8 protein-coding genes are annotated in these 12,252 nt (G+C 70.3%); 5 read left to right on the top strand and 3 right to left on the bottom strand.

Annotation, left to right across the window (positions count from 1 at the left end):
* Positions 1-131: 131 nt before the first annotated feature.
* Positions 132-3,671 (bottom strand): DNA polymerase III subunit alpha, encoded by a 3,540-nt coding sequence (dnaE, locus tag ACFC51_RS10515; protein ID WP_376379773.1) that lies wholly within the window; start codon positions 3,669-3,671, stop codon positions 132-134.
* A 223-nt stretch (positions 3,672-3,894) separates the two neighbouring features.
* Between dnaE and ACFC51_RS10510 the strand changes: the two genes are divergently transcribed.
* The 4 genes from ACFC51_RS10510 to ACFC51_RS10495 all read left to right on the top strand — a co-directional run bounded on the left by ACFC51_RS10510 (position 3,895) and on the right by ACFC51_RS10495 (position 8,730).
* Positions 3,895-5,220 carry a DUF2252 domain-containing protein gene (locus ACFC51_RS10510; RefSeq protein ID WP_376379775.1) on the top strand — a complete coding sequence of 442 codons (1,326 nt, stop codon included), beginning with the start codon at positions 3,895-3,897 and terminating at the stop codon, positions 5,218-5,220.
* 60 nt (positions 5,221-5,280) lie between these two features.
* On the top strand, positions 5,281-6,006 hold the full coding sequence (locus ACFC51_RS10505) for a hypothetical protein (RefSeq protein ID WP_376379778.1): 726 nt from the start codon (positions 5,281-5,283) through the stop codon (positions 6,004-6,006).
* Between the two features lie 48 nt (positions 6,007-6,054).
* Positions 6,055-6,870, top strand: a complete 816-nt coding sequence (locus ACFC51_RS10500) for a DsbA family protein (protein WP_376379781.1) — start codon at positions 6,055-6,057, stop codon at positions 6,868-6,870.
* A gap of 195 nt (positions 6,871-7,065) precedes the next feature.
* Positions 7,066-8,730, top strand: coding sequence for an alkaline phosphatase D family protein (locus ACFC51_RS10495; protein ID WP_376527989.1), 1,665 nt, complete (start codon positions 7,066-7,068; stop codon positions 8,728-8,730).
* Positions 8,731-8,784: 54 nt separating this feature from the next.
* On the opposite strand, the gene ACFC51_RS10490 is transcribed toward ACFC51_RS10495, so the two are convergent.
* Positions 8,785-9,363 (bottom strand): dienelactone hydrolase family protein, encoded by a 579-nt coding sequence (locus ACFC51_RS10490; protein ID WP_376379787.1) that lies wholly within the window; start codon positions 9,361-9,363, stop codon positions 8,785-8,787.
* 37 nt (positions 9,364-9,400) lie between these two features.
* Between ACFC51_RS10490 and ACFC51_RS10485 the strand changes: the two genes are divergently transcribed.
* Positions 9,401-10,546: a mechanosensitive ion channel family protein gene (locus tag ACFC51_RS10485; RefSeq protein WP_376379790.1), complete on the top strand. Its 1,146-nt coding sequence runs from the start codon at positions 9,401-9,403 to the stop codon at positions 10,544-10,546.
* A gap of 44 nt (positions 10,547-10,590) precedes the next feature.
* Here the strand turns inward: ACFC51_RS10485 and ACFC51_RS10480 are convergent, their stop codons facing one another.
* Positions 10,591-12,177, bottom strand: coding sequence for a Na+/H+ antiporter (locus tag ACFC51_RS10480; protein ID WP_376379793.1), 1,587 nt, complete (start codon positions 12,175-12,177; stop codon positions 10,591-10,593).
* Between the last annotated feature and the right edge of the window lie 75 nt (positions 12,178-12,252).

The raw sequence follows: 12,252 nt of genomic DNA, 5'->3' as shown, positions 1-12,252 counted from the left end.
GCTGGCCAGCCCGTCCGCCGTCGCGCGCAAGCACCATCCGCGCTTCGGCCACAACTGACGGCCCACCGGGCCGGCAGGCCGAGCGGGGCGCCCCGGGGTCGCGGGGCGCCCCTCTCGCGGGTGCGGGTGGGTCAGCCGGCCAGGCAGGACGGGCCGAGCAGCACCTTCAGGTCTCCGAAGAGGGCGGGGTCCGGCTTGACGCGGTGCCGGTCGAGCCGGAGCACGGTGGTCTTGCGGGGGCCCTGGAGCCTGATGCGGACCTCCGTGTCGCCCCGGTGGTTGCTGAGGACCTCGCCGAGGCGGCTGACCATGGGCGGGGTGACCCTGACCGTGGGGATGGTCAGGACGACGGGTGCGTTGGACCCGGCGTTGGAGATGTCGGGGACCTGCATCTCCATGGCGACCAGGCGCGGCACGTCCTCGCGCTTGTCGAGGCGGCCCTTGACGAAGACGACGGTGTCCTCGACGAGCTGGGTGGAGACCAGCTGGTAGGTCGCGGGGAAGAACATGCACTCGATGGAACCCGCGAGGTCCTCCACCGTCGCGATGGCCCAGGCGTTGCCCTGCTTGGTCATCTTGCGCTGGAGGCCGGAGATGATGCCGCCCACGGTGACGATCGCACCGTCGGAGTGCTCACCGCCGGTGAGCTGGGAGATCGCCGCGTCCGACTTGTCGGACAGGACGTGCTCCAGGCCGAAGAGCGGGTGGTCGGAGACGTACAGGCCGAGCATCTCGCGCTCCTGCGCGAGCAGGTAGGACTTCTCCCACTCGATGTCGGAGAACTCCACGTCGAGACCGAAGCCCGGCTCGTCGCTCGCCTCGTCGCCCATGCCGCCGAAGAGGTCGAACTGCCCCTCGGCCTCCTTGCGCTTGACCTGCACCACGTTGTCGATCATCGGCTCGTGGTGGGCGACGAGCCCCTTGCGGGTGTGCCCCATCTCGTCGAAGGCACCGGCCTTGATGAGCGACTCGACGGTGCGCTTGTTGCAGACGACCGCCTCGACCTTGTCGAGGAAGTCGGGGAAGGTGGAGTACTTCCCCTTCGCCTTGCGGCACCTGATGATCGAGTCCACCACGTTCGTCCCGACGTTGCGTACGGCGGTCAACCCGAAGAGGATCACGTCGTCACCCTGGGCGGCGAAGTTCGGCTCGGACTCGTTGACGTTCGGCGGGAGCACCTTGATGCCCATGCGGCGGCACTCGTTGAGGTAGACCGCGGACTTGTCCTTGTCGTCCTTGACGGAGGTCAGCAGCGCCGCCATGTACTCGGCGGGGTAGTTCGCCTTGAGGTAGGCGGTCCAGTAGGTGACCAGGCCGTACGCGGAGGAGTGCGCCTTGTTGAAGGCGTATCCGGCGAAGGGCACCAGGACGTCCCACAGCGCCTTGATCGCCGCGTCGGAGAAGCCGTTCTTCTTGGCCCCGGCCTCGAAGAGGACGAAGTTCTTCGCCAGCTCGTCGGCCTTCTTCTTGCCCATCACGCGGCGCAGGATGTCGGCCTCGCCGAGCGAGTAGCCGGCGACGATCTGGGCGGCCTTCTGCACCTGCTCCTGGTACACGATCAGGCCGTAGGTGAGGCCGAGGACCTCCTTGAGCGGCTCCTCCAGCTCCGGGTGGATCGGGGTGATCTCCTGCCGGGCGTTCTTGCGCTCGGCGTAGTTCGTGTGCGAGTTCATGCCCATCGGACCCGGCCGGTAGAGGGCCGAGACGGCGGAGATGTCCTCGAAGTTGTCGGGCTGCATCTGGCGCAGGAGCGAGCGCATGGGGCCGCCGTCGAACTGGAACACGCCGAGCGTGTCACCGCGGCAGAGCAGCTCGTACGTCTTGGGGTCGTCCAGCGGGAGGGCGAGCATCTCCAGGTCGACGCCCTTGTTGGCCTTCACCATCTTGATGGCGTCGTCCATGATCGTCAGGTTGCGCAGACCCAGGAAGTCCATCTTGAGCAGGCCGAGCGACTCGCACTGGGGGTAGTCCCACTGCGTGATCGTCACGCCGTCGGTGTGCCGCACCCAGATCGGCGCGTGGTCGACGATCGGCTCGCTGGACATGATCACGCCGGCCGCGTGCACGCCCATCTGCCGGACGAGGCCCTCCACGCCCTTCGCGGTGTCGATCACCTTCTGGACGTCCGGCTCGTTCTCGTACATCCCCCGGATCTCGCCCGCCTCGCTGTAGCGCGGGTGCTTCGGATCGGTGATGCCGTTGAGGTCGATGCCCTTGCCGAGGACGTCGGCGGGCATGGCCTTGGTGAGGCGGTCGCCCATCGCGTACGGGTAGCCCAGGACGCGCGCGGAGTCCTTGATCGCGTTCTTGGCCTTGATCTTGCCGTAGGTGCCGATCATGGCGACCTTGTCGGCGCCGTACTTCTCGGTCACGTACCGGATGACCTCGACGCGCCTGCGCTCGTCGAAGTCGATGTCGACGTCGGGCATGGAGACGCGCTCGGGGTTGAGGAAGCGCTCGAAGATCAGCCCGTGGGTGATCGGGTCGAGGTCGGTGATGCCCATGGCGTACGCGACGATGGAACCGGCTGCGGAACCACGGCCGGGACCCACCGCGATGCCGTTGTTCTTGGCCCACATGATGAAGTCGGCGACGACGAGGAAGTACCCCGGGAACCCCATCTGGATGATGATGTCCATCTCGTACTCGGCCTGCTTCTGCCGGTCCTCGGGGACACCCGCGGGGTAGCGGCGGCCCATGCCGACGCGTACCTCCTCCTGGAACCACGTGATCTCGGTGAAGCCCTCCGGGATGTCGAACTTCGGCATCAGGTCGCGCTTCTCGAACATGCCGGTGGTGTCGATCTGCTGCGCGACGAGGAGGGTGTTGGCGCAGCCCTCCTGCCAGGCGTCGGAGGAGTCGACGCCGTACATCTCGTCCGTCGTCTTGAGGTAGTAGCCCGTGCCGTCGAAGCGGAAGCGGTCGGGGTCGGAGAGGTTCTTGCCCGTCTGGATGCAGAGCAGGGCGTCGTGCGCCGTCGCCTCGTTGGCGTAGGTGTAGTGCGAGTCGTTCGTCACGAGCGGCGGGATGTTCAGCTTCCGGCCGATCTCCAGGAGCCCGTCACGGACCCGGCGCTCGATCTCGATGCCGTGGTCCATCAGCTCCAGGAAGTACCTGCCCTCCCCGAAGATGTCCTTGTAGTCGGACGCCGCCTTGACCGCCTCGTCGAACTGTCCGAGCCGCAGCCGGGTCTGCACCTCCCCGGAGGGGCATCCGGTGGAGGCGATCAGCCCCTCGGACCACTGGGAGATGGTCTCCTTGTCCATGCGCGGCCACTTCTGCAGCCAGCCCTCGGCGTACGCGTCCGAGGAGAGCTTGAAGAGGTTGTGCAGCCCCGTGCTGTTCGCCGCCCAGATCGTCTTGTGGGTGTAACCACCGGAACCCGACACGTCGTCGCGCTTCTGGTGCGGCTGGCCCCACTGGATCTTGCGCTTGTGCTTGCGCGACTCGGGGGCGACGTACGCCTCGATCCCGATGATCGGCGTGACCCCGGCCTTCTGGGCCGAGTGGAAGAAGTCGTACGCCCCGTGGAGGTTGCCGTGGTCGGTCATCGCGATGTGCGACATGCCCATGTCGTTGCACGCCTCGAACATGTCCTTGAGCCGCGCAGCACCGTCCAGCAGGGAGTACTGGGTGTGGACGTGCAGGTGCGTGAAGGGCGGCTTGCTCACGGCGCTGTGCCTCCGGAATCGGTAGCGACGGGGCGCGGAGCGCCTCGGCTGGGGGTGGGTGACGGGGGTGACGGGCGGGTGGTGACGGGTTGGGGGGACAGCGTGGAAGTCTACGTCTCCGAGGTGCCGGGCGACGGGCACTCCGGGGTACGGTCGCGCGTTGGAAGAGCGGGGACGCCCGTCCCATTTGTCATGAACGCCAGTTACCAGGAGGCACCAAGCGATGTCGGACACGCAGACCGGCGCAGAGGAGCGCGGGGAGCAGATTCTCGCCGTTTTCGACACCGCTTTCGGGCAGCTCCTGGCCGCCGACCCCGCAGCATTCCGGGTGAAGTTCCGGAAGATGGCGGGCTCCGCCTTCGCCTTCTACCGGGGCTCGGCCGGTCTGTTCTACGCCGATCTGGACCGTGAGCAGCACACGGGCGCCTATCTGGACGAGCGCACGAGCAGGGTCTGGATCCACGGTGACCTGCACGCCGAGAACTTCGGCACCTACATGGACGCCAACGGCCGGCTCGTGTTCAACGTCAACGACTTCGACGAGGCGTACGTGGGGCCCTTCACCTGGGACCTCAAGCGCTTCGCCGCCTCCGTCGCCCTGATCGGCTACGCCAAGGCGCTGGGCGACGACCAGATCACCGAGCTCGTCCGCGTCTACGCCGCCGCCTACCGGGAGCGGATCCACGCCCTGGCGACGGGCGCCAAGAACGACGAGGTGCCGCCCTTCACCCTGGACACCGCCGAGGGCCCGCTGCTCGGCGCGCTGCGCGACGCCCGAGGCCTCACCCGCTTCGGGCTGCTGGACTCGATGACGGAGATCCGGGACTTCGAGCGCCGCTTCACCGCCGACGGCGGCGCGATCGACCTCGACGCGGCCACGCGGTACAAGGTGCTCGCGGCGTTCGACGGCTACCTGGAGACGCTGCCGGAGTCGAGCCTGACGCGGCCCGACTCGTACCGCGTGAAGGACGTCGTCGGCCGTCGGGGCATCGGCATCGGTTCGGCGGGCCTGCCCTCGTACAACATCCTCCTGGAGGGCAACAGCGACGCCCTGGAGAACGACGTGGTGATCTACCTCAAGCAGGCGCAGACCCCCGCCGTCTCCCGGCACATCACCGACACGTCCGTCCGGGAGTACTTCCAGCACGAGGGCCACCGCACGGTGATCTCGCAGCGGGCGCTGCAGGCGCACGCCGACCCGTGGCTGGGCTGGACCGAGCTCGACGGCGCCGGGCAGCTGGTGGCCGAGGTCTCCCCGTACGCGGTCGACCTGGACTGGTCCGACATCGACGAGCCGGAGGAGATCGCGGCGGTGGTCGCCGACCTCGGCCGGGCCACGGCGACGATGCACTCGGCGGCGGACGACGAGAGCGGGCACTCGCTGGTCCCGTTCTCCACGGAGCGCGCGATCGACGCGGCCATCGCGGCGGACGAGGAGGGCTTCGCGGAGCTGCTGACCGACTTCGCGCACAGCTACGGCGCCCGGGCGCGGGCCGACCACCAGATCTTCGTGGACCTCTTCCGCAACGGCCGCATCCCGGGCCTGTAGCCCCGGACCCCACAGGTCCTTAGGGACCTCTTACAGGAACGCATGGCACACTCTCCGGCGATGGACGTATCAGGGACCCAGATCAGAGCGGTACGCGCGGCGCTGTTCACCGCGCTCGTCGTCACGCTCTCGTCCGCGTCCCACGTGCTGCTCTCCCGGGTCCCGCTGCCGGTGACCGCCGTCGCGCTGCTCGCCGGGGCCGTCTTCGCCGTGGCGTTCGCGCTGGCGGGCCGGGAGCGTGGTTTCGGAGCGATCGCCGGGCTGTTGGTTCCGCTGGAGCTGGCGGCCGACACGGTGTTCACGACCGGCCAGCACCTCTGTTACGGAGCTGCGGGCGGCCCGATCGCGGGTCCGCTGCGCTCCGTGGGGGTCGACGTCCTCTGCGGTGGCGAGGCCGGGCCCGGCTCCGGCACGCTCTCCGGCGTGGCGGCGGTCGGCACACCCCTGGCCGGGGTGGCCGACGGCAGGGGCCACGCCGCCGCCCTGCTGGCCTCGCCGGGCCCCGCCGTCCCGTGGCTGCTGCTCGCCGCGCACGTGACGGTGGGCCTGCTCGCCGCCGCCTGGCTGCGGCGCGGCGAGTCCGCGCTCGCGGGGCTGGTGCGCACGGCAGCCGCCTTCGCCTTCCGGCCCCTGCTCACCGCCGTCGCCGTGGTGGGGGCGCCGCGGCGCACCGCACGCCCCGGCGTCCGGCGCGCCGGTCGCCCGCTCCCGCTCGCCCCGGCCCGCTTCCTGGTGCACTCCGTGGGACGGAGGGGCCCGCCGCGCTCGGCGTCCGTCCCTGCCTGAGCACGCGGTACGACCCCCCTGATCGACCCCACACCACGGAGCATCGTCATGAGCAAGCGCAACACCCAGGCCAACAAGTCCGCCGCCCGCGAGCGGCTGCGCGTCGAGCGCGAGCGCCAGGCCAAGAAGGACAAGGCGCGCAAGCAGATCGTCGTCGGCGTCTCGGTCCTCGCCGTGCTGGCCATCGCCGGCGGTGTCAGCTACGGCGTGATGCAGCTGAACAAGCCCTCCGCCTGGGAGGCCGCGGCCGACGCGAAGAACGTCACCGCGCCCAAGAACACCTCGGGCACCGACGGCACCACCGTCGTGATCGGCGAGTCGAGCGCCAAGAAGACCCTGGAGCTGTACGAGGACTCGCGCTGCCCGATCTGCGCCACCTTCGAGCAGACGGTCGGCGAGACCGTGGCCAAGGACGTCGACGCCGGCAAGTACAAGATCAAGTACGTCGGCGCGACCTTCATCGACAACTCCGACAGCGGCGAGGGCTCCAAGAACGCCCTGAGCGCCTTGGGCGCGGCGCTCGACGTGAGCCCGGAAGCCTTCCTGGAGTACAAGACGGCTCTCTACTCCGCGAAGTACCACCCGGAGGAGACCTCCGACAAGTTCGCCAAGGACAGCTACCTGATCGAGGTGGCGGACACGGTGGACGCGCTGAAGGGCAACAAGGAGTTCCAGAAGGCCGTCGAGGACGGTACGTACGACGCCTGGGCGATCAAGATGTCCAAGGCGTTCGACAAGAGTGGGGTGCAGGGCACGCCGACCCTCAAGATGGACGGCAAGACGCTCACCGCCGAGGGCAGCAAGAACGCCCCCATGACGGTGGCCGACTTCAACACGGCGATCACCAAGGCGCTCAAGGGCTGAGCCCTCCTCGGGCCCTCCGGCCGCGAAAGGATGAGTCCCCCGGCCTGCCGGCCGCAAAGGCCGGAGGGCAGACGGGAAGAGTCGCGGCCCGGCGGGGGCCGTCGGCGTAACTCCGGGCGTCATCCGGCCAACAGGCGGGCGAACTTCCTCTGTTCGCCCGCCTGTTCGCTGTACCCGCCAGTAGGGTCATCGTCCGTGACCAGACGACACCTCTCCGCCGCACCCACCCGCCGCACGGTCGTCAAGGCCGCCGCAGCCACCGCGGTCGCCGGCTCCGTACTGACCGCCACCAGTGCCCGGGCCGCCGACGGCCCGGCCTTCCTGCACGGCGTCGCCTCCGGCGACCCGCTGCCCGACGGCATCCTCCTGTGGACCCGCGTCACCCCCTCCGCCGACGCCCGGCCCGGCTCCGGCGAGGGCGCCGACACACCGGTGGCCTGGGAGATCGCCGAGGACAAGGAGTTCTCCCGGATCGCCGCCCGGGGCACGGCCGTCGCGCGCGCCGGCTCCGACCACACCGTCAAGGCCGACGTCCGGGGGCTGCGCCCGGCCACGGCGTACTGGTTCCGCTTCTCGGCGGCGCCGGGCGGCCCTGCGGGCGGACAGACCGTCCTCTCCCCCGTCGGCCGCACCCGCACGGCACCAGCCGCCGGGGCGCCGGTCGCCGGGATACGTTTCGGCGTGGTGTCCTGCGCCAACTGGGAGGCAGGCTGGTTCTCCCCGTACCGCCATCTCGCGGCCCGCGCCGACCTGGACGCCGTGCTGCACCTGGGCGACTACATCTACGAGTACGCGTCGGGGAGTTATCCGACCCAGGACACCGTCGTACGCCCGCACGCCCCGCGCCACGAGATCCTGACGCTCGCCGACTACCGGCTGCGGCACGCCACGTACAAGACGGACACCGACCTCCAGACGCTGCACGCCACCCACCCGGTGATCGCGATCTGGGACGACCACGAGTTCGCCAACGACGCCTGGTCGGGGGGAGCCGAGAACCACACCCCCGGGACCGAGGGCGCATGGGCGGCCCGGGTGGCCGCCGCGAAGCAGGCGTACTTCGAGTGGATGCCGGTCCGCGCGTCCACCGAGGGCACCGTCTACCGGCGGCTGAGCTTCGGCGGCCTCGCCGAACTGCACCTGCTCGACCTGCGCAGCTTCCGTTCGGAGCAGGCGTCGATCGGCAACGGCGCGGTCGACGACCCGGACCGTACGGTCACCGGGCGGGCCCAGCTGGACTGGCTGAAGGCCGGGCTGACCTCGTCGGACGCCTCCTGGAAGCTGGTCGGCACCTCGGTGATGATCTCTCCGGTCGCCTTCGGCTCCCTGCCCGCACATCTGCTGGCGCCGCTGGCGGAGCTGCTGGGGCTCCCCTCCGGGGGACTGGCGGTCAACGTCGACCAGTGGGACGGCTACACGGACGACCGCAAGGAGCTGATCTCCCACCTGCGGGACAACGCCGTCAAGGACACGGTCTTCCTGACGGGCGACATCCACATGGCGTGGGCCAACGACGTGCCCGTGAAGGCGGCGACCTATCCGCTGTCCGCCTCGGCGGCCACCGAGTTCGTCGTGACATCGGTCACCTCGGACAACCTGGACGACATCCTGCGGGTCGCTCCGGGGACGGTCTCGGTGGTCGCGGCGACCGCGGTCAAGGCCGCCAACCGTCATGTGAAGTGGGTCGACATGGACGGACACGGCTACGGGGTCCTCGACGTGACGGCCGAGCGCTCGCAGATGGACTACTACGTGGTCTCCGACAAGACGGACCGGGACGCGACGTCGTCCTGGGTCCGCTCGTACCGCACGCGCCGCGGCACGCAGAAGGTCGAGCGGGCCGACGCCCCGGTGCGCTGACCCGCACGGACCGCAGAGGGGCCGCACACCGGGGTGCGCGGCCCCTCCCCGCCGCTACAGCGTGGCCAGGAACCCGAGCGAGACCTTCCAGGCCAGCGAGGCCGCGTCCTGGTCGAAGTCGGGCAGGTCCGGGTCGGTGAAGAGGTGCCCGGCGCCCGGATAGCGGTAGATCTCGACGTCCGCGCCGGTCCGCTGCATCTGGAGGTACCAGCTGTTCAGCCAGTCGTGCGACTCGAACGGGTCGGGGTCGGCCACGTGCAGCTGGACGGGCAGGTCGTCCACCGTGGCGCTCTCCGCGATGTCCGACGTGCCGTGGAGCAGGAGCAGTCCCCGCGCCTTGGCGTCGCCGAGCGCGAGGGTCTGCGCGACGGACGCCCCGAAGGAGAATCCCGCGTACACGAGGCCCTGGTCGGAGTAGGGCGCGGCGGCCAGGACGGCGCGCTTGAGCAGCTCGTCCTTGCCCACCTGCTCCTTGAAGTCCATTCCCTCCTCGACGGTGTCGAAGGTGTGCCCCTCGAAGAGATCGGGCACGCGCACCTCGTGCCCGGCCGCACGCAGCCGGTCGGCAGCCGCGTGCACAGCGGGCCGCAGACCAAAGGTCGAGTGGAAAAGCATGATGTTCATGAGGCCCATGTTGCCAGCTGTGCCCCGACGCTTGGAGGACGAGGGAATGGAGAACATACTGCCGCTGGTGCTGGTGGTGGGCGGATCACTGGTGATCACGCTGGTGGTGGGGTGGCTGGTCGATCTCCTGCTCCGCCGCGCCGACAGCCGTCACCACGAGACCCCGTTGTGGGGTCTGCTGCGGCGCTGCCGGCCCCCCTTGCAGGTGGTGCTCTGCACGGCGCTGCTGCGGGGCTCCTTCACCCAGATCCGGTTCGAGCCCGTCCGCGACCACCGCGCCGTCATCGGCCAGGTCCTGACCCTGACCCTGATCGCGGCCTCGGCCTGGCTGGTCATCCGCATCGCGGCCACCGTCGTGGAGTCCTCGTACGCCCGGTACGCGTCGGCCTCCCGCGACGCCGCCCGCGTGCGCCGGGTGCGCACCCAGGTGGCGCTGATCCAGCGTGTGGTCACCGCGGTGGTGGCGACCGTCGCGATCGCCGCGATGCTGCTCACCTTCCCGGCCATGCGCACGGTCGGGACCTCGATGCTGGCCTCGGCCGGTGTGATCGGCATCGTCGCCGGTGTCGCCGCCCAGTCGACGCTCGGCAACCTCTTCGCCGGGTTCCAGATCGCCTTCGGCGACATGGTGCGGATCGGCGACACGGTCGTGGTGGACGGGGAGTGGGGCACGGTCGAGGAGATCACCCTGACCTTCCTCGCGGTGCGCACCTGGGACGAGCGGCGGATCACGATGCCTGTGTCCTACTTCACCAGCAGGCCGTTCGAGAACTGGTCGCGCGGCGGTGCGCAGATGACCGGCACGGTCTTCTTCCAGCTCGACCACTCGGCACCGATCGCGGCGATGCGCGACCGGCTCCGTGACATCCTCGGCGACTGCGCCGCCTGGGACGGCCGGGACTGGTCGCTGGCCGTCACGGACACCACCCCGACGACGATCGAGGTGCGGGCGGTGGTCACGGCGAAGGACGCGGACGACATCTGGACGGCGCGCTGCGCGGTGCGGGAACAGATGATCGGCTGGCTGCGGGACAACCATCCGTACGCGCTCCCGCGGGTCCTGACGGCCCCCGCCTCGCTGACCCCGGGCGACCACTGGCCGGAGCTGACGGGCGCCGTCGATCAGCGGAGCCGGCAGGACGACGGCGTCGCCACGGAGCTGGACAAGACGCCCCGCACGGGCCGCGGCTGACGTGGTCGGGCGGGCTGCGGCCCGCCCGGCCTTCGCAGATCCGGTCAGTGCAGGCTGCGAACGTCCAGGTACCGCAGCACCCGGTCCACGACCTCCGGGTCCGATCCGGGCTCGTTGCGCGCGGAGAGCACCTCGTGGCGGGCGGCCGAGAGCAGCTCGCGCTGCACCCGGCCGAACGCCCTGAGGCGCTCGGCACGCTGGGCGTAGGCCTCGCGGCGTTCCTCGTCGACCATGTCCGGGCTGATCCGGGCCCCGATGTCGTACGCGGCCCGCTGCAACCGCTCCTGGACGTCCTCGGGGAAGTCCTCGACCTCCTGGATCTCCTTGAGGCGGCGCTTCGCGGCCCGTGCGGCGCGGATCGCGAGGTCGCGCTCCAGGGCCTGTTCCACCTCGGAGTCGGCGCTGACGCCGAGCTTCCGCACGAGCCACGGCAGGGTCAGGCCCTGGACGACCAGGGTGGCCATGATGACGGTGAAGGCGATGAAGACGATCTCGTCCCGCCCGGGGAACGGCTTCCCGTCGTCCGTCTCCAGCGGGATCGCCAGCGCCAGGGCCACCGAGGCCACCCCGCGCATCCCCGCCCACCACATGACGGTGGTCTCCCGCCAGCTCGTGGGGATCGACTCGCCGTAGTCGCGGCGGTCGTGCAGGCGCTTGGCCAGCCAGGTGGCGGGCAGCAGCCACAGGAGCCGTACTCCGGCGACGACCCCGACGATCGCCAGTCCCCAGCCCAGCAGTTCGAGCTGCCGGCCGTCGGCCGTGCCGAAGACGCTGTGGAGTTCGAGCCCGATGAGGCCGAAGGCGACGCCGGTCACGAGGGTGTCGACGATCTCCCAGAAGGACCGGCCGGCGAGCCGCCCCAGGACGTCGTCGGCGTCGGCGGTGTGCTCGGCGAGGAAGAGCGCCGTGGTGAGGACCGCGAGCACACCGGAGCCCTTGAGCTCCTCGGCGAGCACGTAGCTGACGAACGGCACCAGGAGCGTCAGGCCGACCTGGAGGGTGGCGTCGCCCAGCAGCCCCATCAGCTTGAGCGTGAGCCAGCCGAGCACCAGGCCGACCACGACCGCGACGACGGCGGAGAGGACGAGGAGCCCGAACGCCTCGGGGAGCGAGAAGGTGCCGCCGACGGCCGCGGCGATCGCGACGTGGTAGAGGACGATCGCCGTGACGTCGTTGAACAGCCCTTCCCCCTCGAGGATCGAGACGAGCCTGCGCGGCAGCCCGACCGACCCGGCGACCGCAGTGGCGGCGACGGGGTCGGGCGGGGCGACGAGGGCGCCCAGGGCCACGGCGGCGGCGACGGGAAGTCCGGGGACGATCGCGTCCGCGACGGCGGCGACGGCCGCCGTGGTGACGAAGACGAGGGCGACCGCAAGCAGGAAGATCGGCTTCTTGTTGGCCGCGAACTGCCGCCACGAGGTGCGCTGCACGGAGGCGTAGAGCAACGGGGGCAGGAGGGCCGGGAGGATGATCTCCGGCGGGATGTCCACGTCGGGGACGAAACTCGCGAAGGCCATGCCGATGCCGGCGAGCGTCATCAGCACGGGCGCCGGCAGACCCAGCCGCTCCCCCAGCGGCACCGTGACCACCGCTCCGAGAAGAAGCAGGAGCAGGAGTGCCATCTGGTCCACGTTGTGCCTTCCGCAGCGCGCCGGGCCCGGGCCGTCGATCAGCAGGCCGGGGCACCCAGCGTGCCACGCCGGGGC

Source organism: Streptomyces sp. NPDC055962 (assembly GCF_042270185.1).
In the GTDB taxonomy this organism is placed as follows: Bacteria; Actinomycetota; Actinomycetes; order Streptomycetales; family Streptomycetaceae; genus Streptomyces.
This window is presented reverse-complemented; position numbering and strand designations above follow the sequence as displayed.

Excerpts from the sequence above, each read along its gene's own strand:
- ACFC51_RS10510 (WP_376379775.1), top strand. The coding sequence starts at position 3,895 with ATGTCGGACACGCAGACCGGCGCAGAGGAGCGCGGGGAGCAGATTCTC.
- ACFC51_RS10490 (WP_376379787.1), bottom strand. The coding sequence starts at position 9,363 with ATGGGCCTCATGAACATCATGCTTTTCCACTCGACCTTTGGTCTGCGG.
- ACFC51_RS10505 (WP_376379778.1), top strand. The coding sequence starts at position 5,281 with ATGGACGTATCAGGGACCCAGATCAGAGCGGTACGCGCGGCGCTGTTC.
- ACFC51_RS10500 (WP_376379781.1), top strand. The coding sequence starts at position 6,055 with ATGAGCAAGCGCAACACCCAGGCCAACAAGTCCGCCGCCCGCGAGCGG.
- ACFC51_RS10485 (WP_376379790.1), top strand. The coding sequence starts at position 9,401 with ATGGAGAACATACTGCCGCTGGTGCTGGTGGTGGGCGGATCACTGGTG.